Origin of the sequence: Streptosporangium sp. NPDC050855 (genome assembly GCF_044456585.1) — a bacterium.
Classification (GTDB): domain Bacteria; phylum Actinomycetota; class Actinomycetes; order Streptosporangiales; family Streptosporangiaceae; genus Streptosporangium; species Streptosporangium longisporum.
Genome location: NZ_JBITFY010000001.1, coordinates 884,069 through 904,280, shown reverse-complemented (window position 1 = coordinate 904,280; position 20,212 = coordinate 884,069). Strand labels below are relative to the sequence as shown.

The following is a 20,212-nucleotide window of genomic DNA, read 5'->3' as shown; positions in this document are numbered from 1 at the left end:
GAGAAAATCGAGATGATGTCACGCGGCCTCGCGCGCCGCACCGGTACCCTGATCCGAGAGTGTTCGAGGTCCTCCGACGTGGTGGATCACCGGTCGACCCGAAAGGACCGTGCACGGACGTGGAGTTTCTCCGAAACGCCTACCGGCGGCTCGCCGGGCTGGCACGGGAACTGGCGAAGTTCGGCGCGATCGGCGCGATCGCCTTCCTGATCGACACCGGTACCACCAACCTGCTCCGGTTCGGGTTCGACTGGGGACCGCTCACCTCCAAGGTCATCGCCACGGTCGTCGCGGCCACCTTCGCCTACCTCGGCAACCGCCACTGGACGTTCAAGGACCGGGAACAGAGCGGCCTGGCCCGCGAGTACTTCCTGTTCTTCGTGCTCAACGGCATCGGCCTGCTGATCTCCCTGCTGGTGATCGGCTTCGTGACCTACACGCTCGGCCTGGAGGACGCGCTGAGCTACAACGTCGCGCTGCTCATCGGGACCGGGCTCGGCACCCTGTTCCGGTTCTGGTCCTACAAGAAGTGGGTCTTCCTGCCGGGCGTCACCCCGGTCGCACCGGTGCCGACCGGCCAGGTGAACGGCCACGTGTACCTGCTGAACAAGACCCCGGAGGAGGACGTGCGGCCGCCCCGGCAGCACTGACCCCGCAACCCCCGGCAGACCCCTGTAACCCCCCGCAGACCCCGCCGGACCGCGCCCGGCCCCCGGGCCCCGGGCCCGCGCCGCGGACGAAGGCGCCACCCCCGCGACGGGCCGTCCCTACGGTCAGGCGGGCCCGCGGACGACGCGGTTCCTGCCCGTGTCCCCCACCTGGCGCAGGAAGAGCGCGAACGCCGCGGGACGGGGCCGTACCAGCTCCAGGCGCCCGCCGTCGGCGGCGGCCAGCGCCCTGGCCAGCGGCAGGCCCAGACCCGTGCTGCCGCCCCCGCTGACGTTCCGCTCGAAGACCCTCGGGGCCAGGTCGTCGGGGATGCCCCTGCCCTGGTCCGCGACCTCGATCACGACGGACCTGTCCTTGACGCTGGTCGTCACGGTCACCGTGCCGTCGCCGTGTCCCAGCGAGTTCTCCAGCAGGGTGGAGATCACCTGGCTGATGCCGCCCCCGGTGCCCAGGGCCTGGAGTTCGCGGGTGCCGGCCAGCTTCAGCCTCCGCCCGGCCCGGCGGAACGCCGGTCCCCACTCGATGAACTGCTGGTCGAGCAGCGCGTCGAGTTCCACGATCTCGGCCTGGGCCTGACGCTGCCTCCTGGCGGTGGCCAGCAGCTCGTCGATCACGGCGGTCAGCCGCTCGGCCTGCACGATCGCGGCCTCGCCCTCCTCCTTGACGATGCCGGGCTCGTCGGCGGCCGCGACGATCTCCTCCAGCCTCATGGTCAGGCCGGTGAGCGGGGTGCGGAGCTGGTGGGAGGCGTCGGTGGCGAACTCCCGCTCCCTGGCCAGCAGGTCCGAGATGCGGGTCGCGCTGCGGTCCAGCACCTCGGCCACCCGGTCGAGCTCCTGGATCCCGTAGCGGTGCTTGCTGGGCCGGGCGTCACCGGAGCCGAGCCGCTCGGCGATCATCGCCAGGTCGCTGAGCGGGAGCGTCAGGCGCCGCGACTGCACGATGGCGAGCCCCACCGCGACCGCCAGGGCAGCCGCGGCGAGTCCGAGGATGAGGAAGAGCCAGGCGTGCGCCTCGCGTTCCACCTCCGTCCTGTCCCGGCTGACCGCGACGTACACGCCGTTCTCCGACTGGGCGTCCTCGGTCATCTTCTGGCTCTCGGGGGGCTCGGTGCCCACCGTTATCACCTGGGGCGGCGTCCCCTTCGCGTAAATCTGAATGTAAAGATCGGAGTACTTACGTTCCAGTTGCTGCTCGTCGACCGGCTGATCCTGGATCCGGGCGTACTCGACCTCCCCCAGCAGGCTCTTGGCGTGCGAGGAGAGCGCCTGGGTCGCCTCCTCCTCGATGAGCCGGTTGACCGCCACACCGAGGGGAATGCCGAGCAACAACACCCCGATGACCGCGACGAGGAGGGTTGAGGAGAGCAGGCGGCGGCGCATCTCCTACTCGCGCTCGAACCTGAAGCCGACCCCTCGAACCGTCGTGATGTACCGGGGCTTGGCGGCGTCGTCCCCGAGCTTGCGGCGTAGCCAGGAGATGTGCATGTCCAGGGTCTTGGTCGAACCCCACCAGTTGGTGTCCCACACCTCGCGCATGATCTGCTCCCGGGTGACCACCTTCCCGGCGTCCCGGACCAGGACCCTCAGCAGGTCGAACTCCTTGGTGGTCAGATGGAGTTCCTTGTCGCCCATCCAGGCGCGGCGGGAGTCGGCGTCGATGCGCACGCCCTGGACCACCGGCGTCTCGGACGTGCCGCGCCGCAGCAGGGCGCGGACGCGCGCCAGCAGCTCGGCCAGGCGGAAAGGCTTGGTGACGTAGTCGTCGGCCCCGGCGTCGAGGCCCACCACGGTGTCCACCTCGTCGACGCGGGCGGTGAGTATCAGCACGGGAGTACCGTGGCCCTCCGCGCGGATGCGCCGGGCCACCTCCAGGCCGTCCATCTCGGGAAGACCGAGATCGAGAACGATCAAGTCGATGCCGCCCGACAGCGCTCGTTCCAGAGCCTGCGGGCCGTCAGGGCTCACCTCTACTTGATAACCCTCGCGGCGCAACGCGCGCGCCAATGGTTCGGAAATCGAGGTGTCATCCTCGGCGAGTAGTACACAGGTCATGTTGCGATCGTAGGACCTTAGGGGATCGTTTCCCGGGTACAGCGCGCGGTTTGACGTGTCGTTGACCTATCCATTGACCTGGGCAAACACTGATAAATCCCGGATAGTCATCCCGCAACGGCCCGAGGCCGAGCGGTAGGTCCCCCACCTAGTAAGCCCCTCGAAAGCACAGGGGCCCAAAAGGATCGGCCGACAAAACAGAACACGCCCGACCGGAAGGGATCCGGTGGGCGTGTTCCGCTCGATCCATATCACTCCGCCGACGGCGGCTCGGCGTAGCGGGCGAGGTAGAGCTGCTCCCCGAGGCTTCCGATCAGCCCCAGTTCGGTCTCCAGGTAGTCGATGTGGCGCTCCTCGTCCTCCAGGATCTCCTCGAAGATCCGGGCCGAGGTGGCGTCGCCCTTCTCGCGCATCAGGATGATGGCGGGCCGCAGGCGGGTGACCACCTCCAGCTCGACGTTCAGATCCGCGCGGAGCTGCTCCGCCACGGTCTGGCCGATGTGCAGGGTGCCCAGCTTCTGGTAGTTGGGCAGCCCCTCCAGGAAGAGGATGCGGTCGGTGAGCTTCTCCGCGTGGCGCATCTCGTCGATGGACTCTTCGCGGGTGTATTTGGCCAACCGGGTGTAACCCCAGTTCTCCTGCATCTTGGCGTGAAGGAAGTACTGGTTGATCGCGGTCAGCTCTGCGGTGAGCTGCTCGTTGAGCAGTTCAATGATCTTCTTGTCGCCCTGCATGATCGGGCTCCTCGTGCTATGCGGTCGGCATCAAGTCTTCAGACCGCTTCAGGATCGCACAAATTTTCCGCACGCAAGAAGCGCAGTCGCCACCGGCACCCGTGGAGTCGCGGATCTGGCGCGCACTCTTCGCCCCTGCCGAGATGCAGTCGTGCACCTCGTTCTCGGTGACCGCTCGGCAGACGCATACGTACACGGCGGGTGTGACCTCTCATGAGGGTACCATAGGTAAGGCACACCTAAGGTAACTCATTTGGTTAGGCTTGCCTATGTGAGGTAGGGCACACTCACCTGACCGTCACACCCTCCTGCCGTTCCCGCGACCCCGCCCGTCCCTCCGGAACAGGTCGCCGGCAGGTCCCGAGATCCACACCTCGCGCCCACCGGATCCGTCCGCGTGCACGTCACACGCCGCTCCAGGCCCTCCGGCCGGCCGGAGGGTGCCCAGAATGCCCCGGGGCGTCCGGAACGCTCACGGACGCCCTCGGCGCCTTCTCAGTGCCCTCTGGCCAGCCACTCCTCCAGGTGCCCCGCCTCCTGGCCGATGACGGTCGAGGGCCCGTGGCCGGTGTGCACGACCGTCTCCGGGGGCAGGGTCAGCAACCGGCCCTTGATCGACTCGATGATCGTGTCGAACGAGGAGAAGGACCGCCCGGTCGCGCCGGGGCCGCCCTGGAACAGGGTGTCGCCGCTGAAGACCGTGCAGATGTCCGCGCCGTACAGGCAGACCGCGCCCGGGGAGTGACCCGGCGTGTGCAGCACGGTCAGCTCGACCCCTCCGGCCGAGAGCACCTGGCCGTCCTGGAGCGGGACGTACGGCAGGTCGGCGTAGACCATCTCCCACAGCACCCGGTCGGCCGGGTGCAGCAGGACCGGCGCGCCCGTCCGCTGAGCGAGCTCGGCGGCCGCGTCGATGTGGTCGTCGTGCGCGTGGGTGCACACGATGGCCCTGACCTCCCGGCCACCGACCCGCTGGGCGATCGCGGCGGCGTCGTGCGCGGCGTCGACGACGATGACCTCGCTCGCCGAGCCGACGATCCAGACGTTGTTGTCGACGTCCCAGGTCCCGCCGTCCAGCGAGAAGGTGCCCGAGGTGATGATCTTGTCGATCACAGGATCACCACCGAGCGCAGGACCTCGCCGCGGTGCATCCGCGCGAAGGCCTCCTCGACGTCGCCCAGCCCGATCGTCTCGGAGACGAAGCGGTCCAGGTCCAGCCGTCCCTGCAGGTACAGGTCGATGAGCATCGGGAAGTCGCGGCTGGGCAGGCAGTCGCCGTACCAGGAGGACTTCAGCGCGCCACCGCGGCCGAAGACGTCGATCAGCGGCAGCTCCAGCGTCATCTCCGGGGTGGGCACCCCCACCAGGACCACGGTCCCGGCCAGGTCGCGGGCGTAGAACGCCTGTCTGTAGGTCTCGGGACGGCCCACGGCCTCGATGACCACGTCCGCGCCGTTGCCGCCGGTGAGCTCCTTGACCGTCTCGACCACGTCCTGGGTGCGGGAGTTGACCGTGTGGGTGGCGCCGAACTCGGTGGCCCAGCCGAGCTTGCGGTCGTCCACGTCCACCGCGATGATCTTCGAGGCGCCCGCCAGCCGGGCCCCCAGGATGGCCGCGTCACCGACACCGCCGCACCCGATGACCGCCACGCTGTCGCCGCGCCCCACCCCGCCGGTGTTGATCGCCGCGCCCAGGCCCGCCATCACGCCGCACCCCAGCAGCCCGGCCACCTTCGCCGGGGCCGAGGGGTCCACCTTGGTGCACTGCCCGGCCGCCACCAGCGTCTTCTCGACGAACGCGCCGATGCCCAGCGCGGGGCTGAGCGGCGTCCCGTCCTCCAGGGTCATCGCCTGGGAGGCGTTGTGGGTCGCGAAGCAGTACCACGGACGGCCGCGCAGGCACGCCCGGCAGTTCCCGCACACCGCCCGCCAGTTCAGGATCACGAAGTCACCGGGGGCCACCTCGGTGACGCCCTCGCCGACCGCCTCGACCACCCCGGCGGCCTCATGACCCAGCAGGAACGGGAACTCGTCGTTGATGCCCCCCTCCCGGTAGTGCAGGTCGGTATGGCAGACGCCGCAGGCCTGGACGTTCACCACCGCCTCCCCCGGTCCTGGATCGGGCACGATGACGGTCTCCAGCGAGACCGGCTCGCCCTTGCCACGCGCGACCACGCCTTGCACGGTGTACGGCATTCCTGCACCTCATCTGTTCCGGAAACTCTCCGAGCCCCCCGCGAGCCCCGGGAGGCTCCGCGGTACTCGCGGGGCTCCGTGCGCTCGCCTCCCTGCGGGACGGTCCTCGGGGCCGCACCCGGAGCTCGGTGGTCGGTCAATGACTATCAGGACTCCGGCGCAGAACATAAGGCTGGACCACCCCGAGTCCGCGGGCGGGCCTGCGCGGGATGCGGCCCACCTCGACGCCGGGCGCGCCCTCCAGCGCCCCGGCCAGCCCGTCGTCGACGACGATCGTGCCGGGACGGGCGATGGCCGTGAGCCTGGCCGCCAGGTTGACCGTGGTGCCGAACACGTCCCCCATGATCGGCACCACCGGGCCGTACGCCAGCCCGATCCGCACGTCCGGCCCGTACCGGCGGACCGTCTCGACCATGTCCAGGGCGATCGCCGCGGCCGTGCGCGGGTCGGAGGCCGAGAAGAGCACCTCGTCGCCGAGGGTCTTGATCAGCCGTCCCCCGTGCTCGGCGACGACGTCTGAGGCCCGCGCCTCGAAGCCCTCGACCAGCTCGGCCAGCCCGCGCTCGTCCAGCTCCCGGGAGACCCGGGTGAAGGAGACCAGGTCGGCGAAGCCCACCGTCAGCGTGAGCCGGGCCGGCGCGATCCGGTCGTCGATGTCGGCGACGGTCAGCAGGCGGGTCCCGGCGGCGGCGAGCTGGGCGCGCCAGACGTGCACCAGCACCTTCTCGAAGTCCGGGAGCAGCCTGCGGGAGGTGTCCATGACCGCGGCCAGGTCCTCGTCGGCCGGCCGCTCTCCGGGGTCGAGCATGGCACCGATCATGATCTCGGCCTGCCACTGGGCGAGCCTGGCGGTGGTCTGGCCGAGCGCCCTGGACATCCGGATGACGGTCCGGTCGTCCATCAGGCCGTTCTCCATCATCGCCCGGACCCGCAGCAGCACCGCGACGTCCGCGTCGGTGAAGGCCACGGCGTCGTCGGGAAGCGTGGCGAACCCCAGGGCCCGCCAGATCCGTTCGGTGAGCTCCTGCGGGACCCCGGCGAGCGCCGCCACCTGGATCCGGGTGTAGCGGGGGGCCGTGCCGACGAAGAGGTGCTCGATCTGCTCCGCCGTCGGGCGCCCCGCGGGCACCCGCCCGGCCTGATCCGTCGCCTCCGGTCCCGTCTCCCGCGTGCCCGCCCCCTCCGGTTCCGTCCCCTCGGGTCCCGTCCCCTCGGGTCCCGTCCCCTCGGGGACCGTCTCCCGCGTGCCCGTCGCCTCCGTACCCGTCCCGGCCCGCCCCCCGGTGCCCCCGGGCCCCTCGCCCGGACTTCCCGCGGGGTTCCGGTACCGGTCCTCGCCCCGGTCCGGGAGGTCACGCCCCATCGGTCACCGCCCGCCGGGTTCGGAGGGCTCCCCGTCGGCCGCCTCGTCGATCGCGCGGAACAGCTCGGTCCGCACGTCCTGGATGCGCGGGATGTCGCGGAGCGTGATCCGGCCGCTGTCGCCCGCCGACTCCACGACGAGCGTGCCGCAGCCGAAGAGCCTCTCCGTCAGCGTCTGGTCGGCGCTGACCGCCACGACCTTGGCCATCGGGATGTCGTCGACGGACGTGCTCAGCACGCCGGTGCCGATGGTGAGCCGGTGCGAGGTGAGCACGTACGTGGTGTTCCTCCAGCGCAGGTACGGAACGAACGACCACACTGTCAGCAGGCCGACGCTGATCACGGCCACCGCGATCAGCGCGTAGAACGTGTACTCGAAGTCGGGCATGAAGAAGACGGCGGCACCGGACGCCAGGATGATCAGGATCAGCGCGAGGAACGGCACGATGAGGCGTTTCCAGTGAGGGCGGAACGACCTGATCCGTCGTTCCCCCTCCGTCATCTGGTGATCGGGTAGACCCATGGGCCAAATCGTGGCACGTCCGCGTGCCCCGCGTCATGAGCCGCGGGAGCGAACACGCGCGGCGTCACGAACCGTACGGCGCACGGCAGGCACGTGGGCGGACGAAAGGGGGCACGCGGGGTCACGAGCCCTGCGGGCGGACGTGCACCACGTCCCCCACGCTGAGCACGTGCTGCTCCCCCTTGGCGTCCACGAGCAGGTGACCCGTGTGGTCGACGCCGGTGGCCGTGCCGGTCAGCACCCGCTCCCCGGGCAGCTCCACCCGGACCCGGCGGCCGACCGTGGCGCTGGCCGCCAGGTAGGCGGCCCGCAGACCGCACGCCTCGGGGTCGCCGTCGGCCTCGGACCACTCTCGGTAGTGGGTCTCGACCTCCCGCAGCACCGCGCGCAGGAGCGGGTCCCGGTCGGCGCAGCCGGCCTTCTCGATGACCAGCGAGGTGGCGGTCTCCACCGGCAGCTCCTCGGCGCGCAGGCTCACGTTGAGCCCGACCCCCACGATCACCGCGCTGTCGATCCGCTCGGCGAGCACCCCGGCGAGCTTGCGCTCGCCGACCAGCAGGTCGTTGGGCCACTTGAGCCGGACGTCGACCTCGGTGACCTTCCGCACCGCGGACGCGACCGCCAGGCCGACGAGCAGGGGGAGCCAGCCCTGCCTGGCCGGGGGCGGGTCGGGGCGGAACAGCATGGAGAACGTCAGGCCCGAGCGCGGTGGAGCGCTCCACGCCCGGCCGAGCCTGCCCCGCCCGGCGAACTGGGTCTCGGCGACGATGACGGCCCCCTGCCGGACGCCGTCGCGGGCGGCCTGCCCGAGGTCCGCGTTGGTCGATCCGGTCCTGGCGACCACGGTGACGTCGGACCACAGGCCACCGGGGCGGACCAGGGCCCGGGTGAGCGCCGCCTGGGAGAGCGGCGGGCGTTCGAGATCGGTGAAGGGCGAATCGAGCACCTGACCATCCTGCCTTCCCGAGGGAGCGACCGGTACCTAATCACCGTATGTCATCGCAGGGCCCGCGTCCGTGGCGCGGCGGCAGCGCATATGGTGGCCTGACCGTCACCGTGATCGGACACGTCGCCGGGGCACGCGGCACCCCGCCGCGCGCACCGGGCACGCCGTACCCGGCCGGCCGCTCACCGGCCGCACCGTGTCCGCCGGGTGCTCGCCGGGCACCGGTCCGGGACGGGCCTGAGGTCTCCACCCTGGAGGATGCGGATGAGCGGACGTCCCGACCCGACGAGCGCGTCCGCCGAGGTCACGCGCAGGCCGGGGCCCACCACCCGGGCGCGGGTCGGGCAGATGCGCTCGGGCACGCTGCACGAGCGCCGCGACGACCTGGCCACCGAGGAGCCGCTGGAGATCCGGGTCCGCTCGGGCTCGGAGCACCGCACGGTCGCGATCACCATGCGCACCCCGGGACACGACTTCGAGCTGGCCGCAGGGTTCCTGTACGGCGAGGGCGTCGCCACCCCGGCCGACGTGGCGTCCATCGCCTACTGCACCGACGAGGACGTGCCCCCGCAGGCGCGCTACAACACCGTCACCGTACGGCTCCACGGCCCGCTGCCCGACCTGCCCTCGCTGGACCGGCACTTCGTGACGTCCAGCGCGTGCGGCGTCTGCGGTACCGCGAGCCTCGACGCGCTGCGCGACCGCCGCCCCCCGGCACCCGCCGGGCAGGGCCCGCTCGTCTCCCCGGAGGTCCTGTACGGCCTCCCCGACCGGCTCAGGCGGGCCCAGGGCGTCTTCGGCAAGACCGGGGGGCTGCACGCCGCCGGGCTGTTCACCCCCGAAGGAGAGGCGCTCGCGGTCCGCGAGGACGTGGGACGGCACAACGCGCTGGACAAGCTCGTCGGCTGGGCCATGACGACCGGCAGGCTGCCGCTGGACGATCACCTGCTCATGGTCAGCGGGCGGACCAGCTACGAGATCATGCAGAAGGCCCTCACCGCGGGCCTGGCGGTCGTCTGCGCGGTCTCCGCGCCCTCCTCCCTGGCCGTCGAGCTGGCCAGGGAGTTCGACATGACGCTGGTCGGCTTCCTGCGCGAGGAGCGCTTCAACGTCTACGCCGGAGCGCACCGCCTCACCCCGTGACCGTGCCCGTCCTGGCGGGACGGCACGGGGCGGCCACGGGTGGAACGGTCAGGGGCCGGGCCGGTCAGCCGGTGTTCTGCAGGCCCGCGGCGACGCCGTTGACCGACAGCAGCAGCAGCGTCGAGAGGTTCTCGCGCTCCTCCTCCGAGAGCCCCCCGTCCGCGCGGAGCGTGGACAGGGCGCGCAGCTGCAGGTGCGACAGGGCGTCCACGTACGGGTCGCGGAGCTGCACCGCGCGGGAGAGGACCTTCCGGTCCTCCAGCAGGCGGGTGTGGCCGGTGGTCTCCAGCACCAGGCGGCGGGTCAGGTCGTACTCGGCGAGCACCTGCTCGACGAAGTCGTCCCTGGCGCCGAGCGCGAGGTAGCGGGCGGCGATGTCGCGGTCGGTCTTGGCCAGCGACATCTCCACGTTGTCCAGCAGCGAGGCGAACAGCGGCCACTCGCGGTAGGCGGCGCGCAGCTCCTCCAGCCCGGTCTCGGAGATCACCGCCTGCAGGCCGCTGCCCAGGCCGTACCAGCCGGGCAGGTTGACGCGGGTCTGCGCCCAGGCGAACACCCACGGGATGGCCCGCAGGTCGTCCAGGGAGCGGGGGGCGCCCAGGCCGCGGCGGGCCGGGCGGGAGCCCAGCCGGAGCGAGCCGATCTCCTCCAGCGGGCTGACCAGGGAGAACCACTCCGGGAAGCCGGGCGCCTCGGTCAGCTGCCGGTAGGCCTTCTCCGAGGCCGAGGCGACCCGCTCGGCCACCCCGCGGAACCGCCCGGCGGCCTCGGCGGTACGCGCCTCGATGGACGGGGTGGAGGCCAGCAGCACCGCCGAGGTGACCTGCTCCATGTGCCGGCGGGCGATGGCGTCGTGGCCGTAGCGGGCGAAGATGACCTCGCCCTGCTCGGTGACCTTGAACCGGCCGCCCACCGACCCGGGGGCCTGCGCGAGCACGGCGCGGTTGGCCGGGCCGCCGCCCCGGCCCAGGGCGCCGCCCCGGCCGTGGAAGAGCGTCAGCGGTACGTCGTGCTCGGCCGACCAGGCGGCCAGCGCCTCCTGGGCCTCGTACAGCTTGAGGGTGGCCGCGGCCGGGCCGAGCTCCTTGGCGGAGTCGGAGTAGCCGAGCATCACCTCCAGGCGCCGCTCCTCGGCCAGCGCGGCCTGCACGGCCGGGATCTCCAGCATCCCCGACAGCACGGCCGGGGCCGCGGCCAGGTCGGCGCCCGACTCGAACAGCGGGACCACGTCCAGGCGCGGGGCCCGCTCGCCCAGGGCGTGCGCGGCCAGCTCGTGGACCGCGGCGATGTCGTCGGCCGAGCGGGTGAAGGAGACGACGTAGCGGCGGCAGGCGGTCACCCCGAACCGTTCCTGGATCCAGGCGATGGTGCGGATCGTGGCCAGCACCTCCTCGGTCCGCTCGGAGGTGCGCCCGGCGGCGATCTCCTCCAGCGCGGCCGCGTGGACCTGGGAGTGCTGGCGCACCTCCAGCTCCGCCAGGTGGAAACCGAACGTCTCCACCTGCCAGATGAGGTGCTGCAGCTCGCCGTAGGCCTGCCGCATCGCCCCGGCCGCGACCAGCGACTCCTGGGCGGTGCGCAGGTCGGCCAGAAGCTGCTCGGGCGAGCGGTAGGCGAGGTCGAGGCCGCGCTGCCGGGTGGCCGCGATGCGCGCCGCGACGAACATCAGCCACTGCCGGTGCGGCTCGCCCGGGGAGCGGGTGGCCATCTCCGAGACCACGTCGGGGTGGTCGTTCTCCGCGGCGGACAGCGCGGCCCGCAGCTCGCGCGAGGCCGGGGTGTGGTCCGCGCCGAGGGTCAGCGAGCGGCCGATGCGCGAGGTGGCGTTCTCCAGGGCGATCAGCACGTGCTCGGCCTGGATGAGCACCGCGTCACGGGTCACCTTGGCGGTGACGTTCGGGTTGCCGTCGCGGTCGCCGCCGATCCAGCTCCCGTACCGGATGAAGGCGCGGGCGCGGGGGCGTTCGGTGCCGGTGCTGCCGCCGAGCGCGGCGTCCAGCGCCCGGTAGACCTGCGGGACCACCCGGAAGAGGGTCTCGTCGAAGGCCGCCATGGCGGTGCGGACCTCGTCCAGCGGGTCCAGCTTGGTGGACCTGAGCTGGGCGGTGCGCCAGAGCAGGTCGATCTCCTCCAGCAGCCGTCGCCGCGTCTCGGCCCGCTCCGCGGCCCCCCGGTCGGAGCTGTTGTACGCGGCGAGCTGGCCGCTGATGCGCTGGATGGCGGTGACCACGGCGCGCCTGCGGGCCTCGGTGGGGTGCGCGGTCAGCACCGGGTGCAGGCGCAGTCCCTCGACCAGGTCGGCGACCTTGCCGCCGCCGAGCTCCTGGACGGCCTGGGCCAGCGACTCCGGCAGCGGCTCCTCGCCGGTGTCGCGGACCCGCAGGACGCGGATCCTGAAGTGCTCCTCGGCCAGGTTGGCCAGGTGGAAGTAGCAGGTGAAGGCCCGGGCGATGTGCACGGCGCGGTCGATGGGCCATTCGGCCACCATCGCGGTGATCTCGTCGACCGAGACCTGCCCGCGGCGCGCCCCGATGACGGCCTTGCGCAGTCGTTCGACATCGGCGAGCAGGTCATCGCCGCCGTGTTCGGCGATGACCTGCCCGAGGAGTTCGCCGAGCAGCCGCACGTCCGCGCGCAGCTCGTCGGGCATCTCGGTGACAGCGGAGGAACGCTCTGCCTGCTGGGACACGATGGTGGCCATGCCCGTCAGGGTACCGACCGGGTTTCGACCGGCGGAGACCGGTCTCACCCATTGGACTAGACCATTCAGGTGGCCGCCGAGGTCGCCTCCAGCAGGGCCGGATACCGGGCGAACGCCTGCCTTGCGGCGATCCTGCGACCGGCCCAGGACAGCAGCAGGCCGTAGGGGACGGCCAGCGCGCACACCCAGGTGAGACCCATCCCCATCGGCACCAGGATCGGCAGCGAGAGCACCCCGGTGCCCAGCAGCGCGCCGAACGAGGCCGCGAAGGCGATGCCGCCCTGGCCCGGAGCCGCGCCGGTGAAGGCGTTCAGCCGCTCGGGCACGGTGTAGGGCAGCCACACGCTGGTCAGCGCTCCCATGCCGAGGCCGACGCCCAGGACGCCCCAGGCGGCGAGCACCGCCGGGACCGCCCACAGCAGGTTCCCGGCGAGCAGCGCGGCGACCACGGAGAGCGCCAGCAGCAGCGGGACCGCGATCACCGCCACGGCCAGGTGCCGCCCGGTGAGGTCGGTCCGCCAGTCGCGGTCGTTCCCGTACACGACGGTGTTCATCCACAGGGAACGGCCGTCGATGCCGAAGGCGTTGCACCCCTGGATGGCGATCATCGCGGCGCCGAGGCAGGCGGGCGCCACCGCCAGGCCGACACCGGCCGGGCCGCTGCCGTCGTTGATCGAGAAGGCCATGATCCCGGCGACCGCGACGGCGGCGAACCAGCCGACCCTGCCCCGGGGGTCGCGGCGGGCGTACTTGAGCTCCTTGCCCACGACCGCGGCGAGCGGGCCGTACGGCAGGAACCTGGCCGACAGGCCGCCGGAGTCGCGCACCGCCGCACCCTGGGTGGAGGCGTCCGTGGAGACCAGGGCGCGGCGCAGGGCCGTGATCCACAGCCATCCGATCACCGCGACCAGGGCGGCGAGCACGGCGATCCCGGTGAGCGCGACGAGGCCGCCTCCGGCGACGGCGTGCGCGGCCAGGCCGGACGGGGTCCAGCGCAGCACCGACGCCAGGGAGCGCAGCAGGGCCTGCGGGTCGGCGGACAGGCCGCCGTTGAGCAGCAGGTTGGGCAGCTGGGCCGCCAGCACCACGAAGATCGCGGAGACGGCCAGCACGTCGCGTCCCTTGCGGCTGCGCAGCACCCCCGACAGGGCCGTGGTGGCCAGCCGGGAGAGGACGACGCAGAGCGCGAAGTGCAGCAGCACCGCGACCACGCCCAGCAGCACCGCGCCGATCCCGTGGGCCAGCCCGGCCACGGCCCCGAGCGTCACGATCAGCGTGGCGGCCGGCCAGACCCCGGTGATCGAGGCGGCGAACATGCCGGTGGCGAGCCTGCCGGTGCGCAGCGGGAACAGCGCCAGGCGCGACGGGTCGAGGGTGTCGTCCAGCCCGAACGCCAGCAGCGGCACGATCGCCCAGCCCACCAGGAGGAAGGTGAACAGCACGGTCACCACGTCCACGGCGAGGTCGGGGGAGGTCAGGCGCAGCCCGGCCATCATCAGGAACCCGAAGGAGGCGAGCACGATCGCGGCGAGCACCGTGAAGACGAACCCCAGCAGGCGCTGGGTGCTGCCGCGCAGGTTGCCCGCGACGAGCCGCAGCTTCAGCCGTACGAACACCATGGGGCCCACCGGGGCGGCGGCGGGGGCGGCCGGGGCGGGGGCGGGGGCGGGGGTCGGGACGGCGCTCATCTGGGGGTCGCGCCCAGCCATGACAGGCCCTCCTGCCCGCTCGTTCCCTCGCCCGCGCGGGCGCCGACCAGGGCGAGGAACGCCTCGTTGAGGCTGCGGCCCGCCCTGACCTCGTCCAGCGGGCCCTGCGCGACGATCCGCCCGCGGTTCATCACCGAGACCCAGTCGCACAGGCGCTCGACCAGCTCCATGACGTGGCTGGAGAAGACCACGGTCGAACCGGAGGCGGTGTAGCGCCGGAGCACCTCGACGAGCGTGTTGGCGCTGACCGGGTCCACGCCCTCGAACGGCTCGTCGAGGAAGAGCACCGCGGGGTTGTGCAGCAGCGCCGCGGCCAGGCCGATCTTCTTGCGCATGCCGGTGGAGTAGTCGACGACGAGCTTGTCGGCCGACTCGGTCAGGCCCATGACCTCCAGCAGCTCGTCGGAGCGCTGCCGCACCTCCGCGCGGGGGATGCCGCGGAGCTGGCCGTTGTAGGAGAGCAGCTCCCGGCCCGACAGCCGCTCGAACAGGCGCAGGCCCTCGGGCAGCACGCCGATGCGGCTCTTGACCGCGACCTGGTCGCGCCAGACGTCGACGCCGTCGATGTGGATCGAGCCGCCGTCGGGGCGGAGCAGCCCGGTGACCATGCTGAGCGTGGTGGTCTTCCCCGCGCCGTTGGGGCCGACGAGTCCGGCGAAGCCACCGCGGGGCACCACCAGGTCGACGTCCGCCACGGCCACCTGTTGCCCGAATCTCTTGACCAGACCGCTGGTCCGTACCGCTTCCATGACGTCCGGCATGGTGCCTCCTTTGGGGGTCGGCCGACCCTGGTGGGGGAACGAATGATCTGCACCGATAGTTCGCGGCCGCCTCGCCGCGGATCGTCCGGGATCGGCCGTCGGACCAGCCTAGGTCCACGGCCCGCCCGGGGGAGATCCGCGGTGGGCCCACCGGTCCGGCCGTCGCGCACAGGCGGCTTGGCTCTCGCCGTGGAGACGGCCCGGCTCGCACGGTGCGGACGGTCCGGCCGTCGCGCACACAGGCGGCTTGGCTCTCGCCGTGGAGGCAGGCGAAACTGGACCGGCACCGCGCGATACCGTGCCGTGTCCCTCCCCGGGGCCAGAGCCGGGGACGCCCGCACTGGAGGTTTTCAATGAGCGCCGAGCCGGTGGATCCCGGACCCGACATCCGCACGACCGCCGGGAAACTGGCCGACCTGGAGCGCCGGCTGCACGAGGCCGCCCACGCGGGTTCGGCGCGCGCCGTCGAGAGGCAGCACGCCAAGGGCAAGATGACCGCACGGGAACGGGTCCTGGCCTTCCTCGACGAGGGCAGCTTCGTGGAGTTCGACGAGCTCGCCAGGCACCGGTCCACCAGCTTCGGCCTGGAGCGCGAGCGGCCGTACGGCGACGGGGTGGTGACCGGGTACGGCACGGTCGACGGCCGTCCGGTGGCGATCTTCGCCCAGGACTTCACCGTCTTCGGCGGCTCCCTGGGCGAGGTCTTCGGAGAGAAGATCGTCAAGGTGATGGACCACGCGCTGAAGACCGGCTGCCCGGTGATCGGCATCAACGACTCCGGCGGGGCGCGCATCCAGGAGGGCGTGGTCTCGCTCGGCCTGTACGCCGAGATCTTCAAGCGGAACGTGCACGCCTCCGGGGTCATCCCGCAGATCTCACTGATCATGGGCCCGTGCGCGGGCGGCGCCGTCTACTCCCCCGCGCTCACCGACTTCGTGCTGATGGTCTCGGAGAAGTCGCACATGTTCATCACCGGCCCCGACGTGATCAGGACCGTCACCGGCGAGGAGGTGACGTTCGAGGAGCTCGGCGGGGCGCACACGCACAACTCCCGTTCGGGCGTGGCGCACTACGAGGCCGCCGACGAGGCCGACTGCCTGGAGTACGCCCGCGCGCTGCTGTCCTACCTGCCGTCCAACAACATGGACGAGACGCCGGTCTTCGCGGCCGACCCCGTGATGGAGACCACCGACGCCGACCGCGAGCTCGACACGCTGATCCCGGACTCGGCGAACCGGCCCTACGACATGCACGAGGTCGTCGAGCACGTCCTGGACGAGGGCGAGTTCCTCGAGGTGCACGCCGGGTTCGCGCCCAACATCATCGTGGGGTTCGGCCGCGTCGAGGGACGCTCGGTGGGGATCGTCGCCAACCAGCCGATGAGCTCCGCCGGGACGCTGGACATCGCGGCCTCGGAGAAGGCGGCGCGGTTCGTCCGTACCTGCGACGCCTTCAACGTCCCGGTGCTGACCTTCGTGGACGTCCCCGGCTTCCTGCCGGGCACCGACCAGGAGTGGAACGGCATCATCCGCCGGGGCGCCAAGCTGCTCTACGCCTACGCCGAGGCGACCGTGCCGCTGGTCACGGTCATCACCCGCAAGGCCTACGGCGGCGCGTACGACGTCATGGGGTCCAAGCACCTGGGCGCGGACGTCAACCTGGCCTGGCCGACGGCGCAGATCGCGGTGATGGGCGCGCAGGGCGCGGTCAACATCCTCTACCGGCGCGAGCTGATGGCGGCCGAGGACCCGGACGTCCAGCGGGCCCGGCTGGTCACCGAGTACGAGGACACGCTCGCCAATCCGTATCTCGCGGCCGAACGAGGGTATGTGGACGCGGTGATCCGCCCCTCCGACACCCGCGTCCAGATCGTCAGGGCACTGCGGGCACTGCGCAACAAGCGCGCCACCCTGCCCCCCAAGAAGCACGGGAACATACCGCTGTGAACCATTTGAAGATCATTAAAGGGGATGCCACGCCCGAGGAGATCGCGGCCGTGGTGATCGCCCTCTCCGCGCAGGCCGGACCACCGATTCCGGCGTCACAAGACCCGCAGACGCCGAAATCCTGGAGCAATCACGCGCATCACATGCGAAAAGCACTTCCTATTGGACAAGGCGCATGGAGATCAAGCGCACTGCCCAGATAGATCCCGAGAACGGGGTGTCAACTTGCGCGAGAGTTGGGACCATCTAAGAAATGGGCGCATATAGTCAGCCGATCAGCTAGTTCCGAGGCCTGGAGGACGCCATGACCATCCTGGACCTCACGTCACGCCCCATCCCCGGCAAGTACGCCGTCCTGGTCGACGTCGGCTACCTGTACGCCGCCGCCGGGGAGGTGCTGCTCGCCGCCAAGGAGCGCAAGGAGTACCGGGTGGCGGCCGACGAGCTGATCCAGGCGCTGCAGAAGCACGCGGAGGAGCGCATCCATGGCGAGCTCCTCCGGATCTACTGGTACGACGCCGCCCGCGACCGGGTGCCGACCGTCGACCAGCGGGTCATCGCGCAGCTTCCCTGGGTCAAGGTCCGCCTGGGCAACCTCAACGCGCGCGGGCAGCAGAAGGGCGTGGACGCGCAGATCAGGAGCGACCTGGAGGCGCTGGCCAGGCACCACGCGGTGAGCGACACGATACTGCTGGCCGGGGACGAGGACATGGTCCCGGCCGTCGAGGCCGCCCAGGCCTACGGGGTGCGGATCCACCTGTGGGGCGTCGAGCCGCCCTACGGCACCAACCAGGCCGAGCGCCTGGTCTGGGAGTCCGACACCGTCGAGATCATCAGCGCCGACTTCCTGCGCTCCTTCTTCAGCCGCGCCCCCGCGCCGGTCCCGGTCCCGGCCGCCCCGGCCGCGCCCTCCCCCGCCCAGGTCTTCGCCGGCCGGACCGCGGCGACCGCCAAACCCAAGATCCCGGTCGGCCAGGTCACCAAGCTGGGCCCCAGCCGTCCGCGCGTCGAGGAGGTCGGCGAGCACGTCGCCCAGAAGTGGATCCTCACCCGTGGCCGTGACAACATCCGCGACCTGCTGCCCGGCCCGATCCTGCCCACGGTGATCGACACCGAGTTGCTCATCGAGGCCGAGAAGGAGCTCGGGCACTCGCTGCGCCCCTATCCCGAGGCCCGCGTCTGGCTCCGCGACGGGTTCTGGGCGCGGGTCTACCGGGAGTTCGAGATCGGTGTCGGTGTCTCCTCCAAGTAGGGTTCCCGCTCTTCGGGGAGGGGTCACGACCTCCGCCGTCGTGTCCGATTCCCGCCAGCGATGCCGGGCGTACCGCGGGTAGCGTCGTCATCGTGTCCGTGAGAGAGCTCGACTTCAACGCCTGTTACCGCGCGGTCGCCGCGAGGGACGCCCGCTTCGACGGGCGGTTCTACACGGCGGTCACCTCCACCCGCATCTACTGCCGGCCGGTCTGCCCGGCCCGCACCCCCGCCACCCGCAACGTGCGCTTCTACCGGTACGCGGCCACCGCCGAGGCGGCCGGGTTCCGGCCCTGCAAGCGCTGCCGTCCCGAGCTGAGCCCCGGCGACCCCGGCTGGGACCACCGGGGCGACCTGGTCGGCCGGGCGCTCCGCCTGATCGACGAGGGCGTGGCCGACGACGGCGGGGTGACCGGGCTCGCCGGGCGGCTGCACATCACCGGCCGTCACCTGCACCGGTTGTTCACCGCGGAGATCGGCGTGGGGCCGCTGGCCGTGGCCAGGACCAAGCGCCTGCTGCTGGCCAAGCAGCTGCTGACCGAGACCGCGCTGCCGATCGTCGACGTGGCGTTCGCCGCGGGTTTCGGCAGCGTCCGGCAGTTCAACGCGGCCATGAAGGACACCTACGGCTTCACCCCCGGTGAGCTGCGCGCGACGACGGGCAGGGCGGCCGGCCCCGGAGCCGGTGCTGGTGCCGGGGTCGGAGCCGGTGCCGCCGGGGCCCGGGGCGGGACCGGCACGGCCATCGGGACGGGAACCGCGGGGTCCGCCGCCAGCGTGCTGACCCTGCGGCTGCACCACCGGGAGCCCTACGACGCCGGCACCCTGATGCGGTTCCTGGCGGCGCGGGCGATCCCCGGGCTGGAGCGGGCGGACGCGACGTCCTACAGCCGCGCCGTCGCGGGCGGCACCGTCACCCTGACCCCCGAACCCGGTCGCGTCCGGCTGGACGTGAGCGTCGAGGACACCCGCAACCTGGCCCGGATCGTGGCCCGCTGCCGGCGGCTGCTCGACCTCGACGCGGATCCGGAGGCCATCTCCGCCGCGCTGGGCGAGACCTCGCTGGCACCGCTCGTCGCCGCCCGCCCGGGGCTGCGGGTGCCCGGCGCGTGGGACGGCTTCGAGATGGCCGTCCGCGCCGTGGTCGGCCAGCAGATCTCCGTCGCGGGCGCCCGTACCCTGCTGGGCCGCGTCACGGCCCGCGCCGGGAGCCCGGCCTCGCCCGCGGGACCGGGCCTGCTGTTCCCGGACGCGGCCCGGCTCGCCGAGGCCGACCTCGACGGGCTCGGCCTGACCGGGCGGCGCACCGCCACGCTCAGGGCGCTCGCCGCGAAGGTCGCGGCCGGCGAGATCGACCTGGACGGCGGGCAGGAGCCCTCCGAGGCCGTGGCCGGCCTGCTGGAGGTCCCCGGGATCGGCCCGTGGACCGCGGGCTACATCGCGCTGCGGGCACTGCGCGACCCCGACGCCTGGCCCGGCGGAGACCTCGGCCTGCGGCGGGCCATGGCCTGCCTGGGCATCCCTGACAGTCACATCGAGCGGTGGCGCCCCTGGCGGGCGTACGCCGCGCTGCACCTTTGGAGTTCGGAATGATAGAGGCACAGGTTCTCGACACCCCGATCGGCCCGCTGGCCATGCTCGCCCGCCAGGGCGTGCTGCTGGCGGCGGGCTTCACCACCACCGGCCCGCAGGAGATGTTCGAGCGGCTCTCCCCCGAGCTGCGCGCCGAGGGGATGGACCTCACCGACGACCTGGGCCGGCCGGCGCGGGCGGTACGCGACTACCTGGACGGTGACCTGACCGCCCTCGACGCGGTGCCGGTGGAGCAGCCGGGCACGCCCATCCGGCAGCGGCTGCTCACCGCCCTGCGCCAGGTGCCCGCGGGCGTCACGATCAGCTACGCCGAGCTGGCCGAGAGGGCGGGGCTGCCCAGGACCGCGGCCAGGGCCGCGGGCTCGGCGTGCGCGCGGAACCTGATCGCGCCCTTCGTGCCCTGCCACCGGATCCTGCCGTCCGGCGGCGGGTACGGCGGCTACTACTACGGCACCCCGGTCAAGCAGTGGCTGCTCACCCACGAGGGGGCCCCGGCCGCCGAGCGGCTACGGATCCGGGAGCACTAGGGACGCGCACCACGGGTGGCCGCGAGGGCCCCGGTTCCGGGAGGACGAAGGCACCCGGGGCCGGGGCCCTCGCGTCCGGTGCCCCTCCCGGGCCGGGA

The 20,212-nt window shown here is 72.1% G+C and carries 19 protein-coding genes; 7 read left to right on the top strand and 12 right to left on the bottom strand.

Translation table 11 applies throughout. The features are described 5' to 3' along the window. Positions 1-119: 119 nt before the first annotated feature. Positions 120-650 (top strand): GtrA family protein, encoded by a 531-nt coding sequence (locus tag ACIBCT_RS04190; RefSeq protein ID WP_399185921.1) that lies wholly within the window; start codon positions 120-122, stop codon positions 648-650. A gap of 123 nt (positions 651-773) precedes the next feature. On the opposite strand, the gene ACIBCT_RS04185 is transcribed toward ACIBCT_RS04190, so the two are convergent. The 9 genes from ACIBCT_RS04185 to ACIBCT_RS04145 all read right to left on the bottom strand — a co-directional run bounded on the left by ACIBCT_RS04185 (position 774) and on the right by ACIBCT_RS04145 (position 8,483). Further along, entirely contained in the window at positions 774-2,051 is a 1,278-nt protein-coding gene (locus ACIBCT_RS04185; RefSeq protein WP_399185920.1) for an ATP-binding protein, read from the bottom strand. Between the two features lie 3 nt (positions 2,052-2,054). Then, on the bottom strand, positions 2,055-2,723 hold the full coding sequence (locus tag ACIBCT_RS04180; protein ID WP_012888073.1) for a response regulator transcription factor: 669 nt from the start codon (positions 2,721-2,723) through the stop codon (positions 2,055-2,057). A 251-nt stretch (positions 2,724-2,974) separates the two neighbouring features. Beyond that, positions 2,975-3,457 carry a bacterioferritin gene (gene bfr / locus ACIBCT_RS04175; RefSeq protein WP_399185919.1) on the bottom strand — a complete coding sequence of 161 codons (483 nt, stop codon included), beginning with the start codon at positions 3,455-3,457 and terminating at the stop codon, positions 2,975-2,977. Positions 3,458-3,473: 16 nt separating this feature from the next. Then, on the bottom strand, positions 3,474-3,653 hold the full coding sequence (locus tag ACIBCT_RS04170) for a (2Fe-2S)-binding protein (RefSeq protein ID WP_344889512.1): 180 nt from the start codon (positions 3,651-3,653) through the stop codon (positions 3,474-3,476). Positions 3,654-3,952: 299 nt separating this feature from the next. Beyond that, positions 3,953-4,570, bottom strand: coding sequence for an MBL fold metallo-hydrolase (locus tag ACIBCT_RS04165; protein WP_399185918.1), 618 nt, complete (start codon positions 4,568-4,570; stop codon positions 3,953-3,955). After that, positions 4,567-5,652, bottom strand: coding sequence for an S-(hydroxymethyl)mycothiol dehydrogenase (locus ACIBCT_RS04160; protein WP_399185917.1), 1,086 nt, complete (start codon positions 5,650-5,652; stop codon positions 4,567-4,569). The genes ACIBCT_RS04165 and ACIBCT_RS04160 overlap by 4 nt, the downstream gene beginning before the upstream one ends. Positions 5,653-5,788: 136 nt before the next feature. Then, positions 5,789-6,781 carry an adenylate/guanylate cyclase domain-containing protein gene (locus ACIBCT_RS04155; protein WP_399185916.1) on the bottom strand — a complete coding sequence of 331 codons (993 nt, stop codon included), beginning with the start codon at positions 6,779-6,781 and terminating at the stop codon, positions 5,789-5,791. Positions 6,782-7,018: 237 nt separating this feature from the next. After that, a complete protein-coding gene (locus ACIBCT_RS04150) occupies positions 7,019-7,537 on the bottom strand; it encodes a PH domain-containing protein (RefSeq protein ID WP_399185915.1) in 519 nt (172 codons plus the stop codon). A 121-nt stretch (positions 7,538-7,658) separates the two neighbouring features. Next, positions 7,659-8,483 (bottom strand): biotin--[acetyl-CoA-carboxylase] ligase, encoded by an 825-nt coding sequence (locus ACIBCT_RS04145; RefSeq protein WP_399185914.1) that lies wholly within the window; start codon positions 8,481-8,483, stop codon positions 7,659-7,661. Between the two features lie 264 nt (positions 8,484-8,747). Between ACIBCT_RS04145 and fdhD the strand changes: the two genes are divergently transcribed. Then, positions 8,748-9,626 (top strand): formate dehydrogenase accessory sulfurtransferase FdhD, encoded by an 879-nt coding sequence (fdhD, locus tag ACIBCT_RS04140; protein WP_399185913.1) that lies wholly within the window; start codon positions 8,748-8,750, stop codon positions 9,624-9,626. Between the two features lie 64 nt (positions 9,627-9,690). Here fdhD and ACIBCT_RS04135 read toward each other — a convergent pair whose 3' ends face one another. From ACIBCT_RS04135 to ACIBCT_RS04125, 3 genes are all read right to left on the bottom strand, one after another. Next, positions 9,691-12,327 carry a phosphoenolpyruvate carboxylase gene (locus tag ACIBCT_RS04135; RefSeq protein ID WP_399185912.1) on the bottom strand — a complete coding sequence of 879 codons (2,637 nt, stop codon included), beginning with the start codon at positions 12,325-12,327 and terminating at the stop codon, positions 9,691-9,693. A gap of 65 nt (positions 12,328-12,392) precedes the next feature. Further along, the gene (locus ACIBCT_RS04130) at positions 12,393-14,036 is read right to left on the bottom strand and encodes a hypothetical protein (RefSeq protein WP_399185911.1); all 1,644 of its coding nucleotides are present in this window, start codon (positions 14,034-14,036) and stop codon (positions 12,393-12,395) included. Further along, a complete protein-coding gene (locus tag ACIBCT_RS04125; RefSeq protein ID WP_399185910.1) occupies positions 14,012-14,797 on the bottom strand; it encodes an ABC transporter ATP-binding protein in 786 nt (261 codons plus the stop codon). Before ACIBCT_RS04125 ends, ACIBCT_RS04130 begins: the two co-directional genes overlap by 25 nt. A gap of 353 nt (positions 14,798-15,150) precedes the next feature. Here ACIBCT_RS04125 and ACIBCT_RS04120 point away from each other — a divergent pair, with 353 nt between their 5' ends. From ACIBCT_RS04120 to ACIBCT_RS04100, 5 genes are all read left to right on the top strand, one after another. Beyond that, positions 15,151-16,743: an acyl-CoA carboxylase subunit beta gene (locus tag ACIBCT_RS04120; protein ID WP_399185909.1), complete on the top strand. Its 1,593-nt coding sequence runs from the start codon at positions 15,151-15,153 to the stop codon at positions 16,741-16,743. Next, a complete protein-coding gene (locus ACIBCT_RS04115) occupies positions 16,740-16,946 on the top strand; it encodes an acyl-CoA carboxylase subunit epsilon (protein ID WP_399185908.1) in 207 nt (68 codons plus the stop codon). Before ACIBCT_RS04120 ends, ACIBCT_RS04115 begins: the two co-directional genes overlap by 4 nt. A gap of 101 nt (positions 16,947-17,047) precedes the next feature. Further along, positions 17,048-17,995 carry an NYN domain-containing protein gene (locus ACIBCT_RS04110; RefSeq protein ID WP_399185907.1) on the top strand — a complete coding sequence of 316 codons (948 nt, stop codon included), beginning with the start codon at positions 17,048-17,050 and terminating at the stop codon, positions 17,993-17,995. A gap of 92 nt (positions 17,996-18,087) precedes the next feature. Then, positions 18,088-19,587: an AlkA N-terminal domain-containing protein gene (locus ACIBCT_RS04105; RefSeq protein ID WP_399185906.1), complete on the top strand. Its 1,500-nt coding sequence runs from the start codon at positions 18,088-18,090 to the stop codon at positions 19,585-19,587. Beyond that, positions 19,584-20,114 (top strand): methylated-DNA--[protein]-cysteine S-methyltransferase, encoded by a 531-nt coding sequence (locus ACIBCT_RS04100; protein ID WP_399185905.1) that lies wholly within the window; start codon positions 19,584-19,586, stop codon positions 20,112-20,114. Before ACIBCT_RS04105 ends, ACIBCT_RS04100 begins: the two co-directional genes overlap by 4 nt. Positions 20,115-20,212: the final 98 nt, after the last annotated feature.

What these genes read in the sequence shown, in the direction of transcription:
- ACIBCT_RS04120 (WP_399185909.1), top strand. Translation starts at nt 15,151, where the DNA reads ATGAGCGCCGAGCCGGTGGATCCCGGACCCGACATCCGCACGACCGCC.
- ACIBCT_RS04160 (WP_399185917.1), bottom strand. Translation starts at nt 5,652, where the DNA reads ATGCCGTACACCGTGCAAGGCGTGGTCGCGCGTGGCAAGGGCGAGCCG.
- ACIBCT_RS04185 (WP_399185920.1), bottom strand. Translation starts at nt 2,051, where the DNA reads ATGCGCCGCCGCCTGCTCTCCTCAACCCTCCTCGTCGCGGTCATCGGG.
- ACIBCT_RS04130 (WP_399185911.1), bottom strand. Translation starts at nt 14,036, where the DNA reads ATGGCTGGGCGCGACCCCCAGATGAGCGCCGTCCCGACCCCCGCCCCC.
- fdhD (WP_399185913.1), top strand. Translation starts at nt 8,748, where the DNA reads ATGAGCGGACGTCCCGACCCGACGAGCGCGTCCGCCGAGGTCACGCGC.
- ACIBCT_RS04125 (WP_399185910.1), bottom strand. Translation starts at nt 14,797, where the DNA reads ATGCCGGACGTCATGGAAGCGGTACGGACCAGCGGTCTGGTCAAGAGA.
- bfr (WP_399185919.1), bottom strand. Translation starts at nt 3,457, where the DNA reads ATGCAGGGCGACAAGAAGATCATTGAACTGCTCAACGAGCAGCTCACC.
- ACIBCT_RS04180 (WP_012888073.1), bottom strand. Translation starts at nt 2,723, where the DNA reads ATGACCTGTGTACTACTCGCCGAGGATGACACCTCGATTTCCGAACCA.
- ACIBCT_RS04100 (WP_399185905.1), top strand. Translation starts at nt 19,584, where the DNA reads ATGATAGAGGCACAGGTTCTCGACACCCCGATCGGCCCGCTGGCCATG.
- ACIBCT_RS04110 (WP_399185907.1), top strand. Translation starts at nt 17,048, where the DNA reads ATGACCATCCTGGACCTCACGTCACGCCCCATCCCCGGCAAGTACGCC.
- ACIBCT_RS04135 (WP_399185912.1), bottom strand. Translation starts at nt 12,327, where the DNA reads ATGGCCACCATCGTGTCCCAGCAGGCAGAGCGTTCCTCCGCTGTCACC.
- ACIBCT_RS04150 (WP_399185915.1), bottom strand. Translation starts at nt 7,537, where the DNA reads ATGGGTCTACCCGATCACCAGATGACGGAGGGGGAACGACGGATCAGG.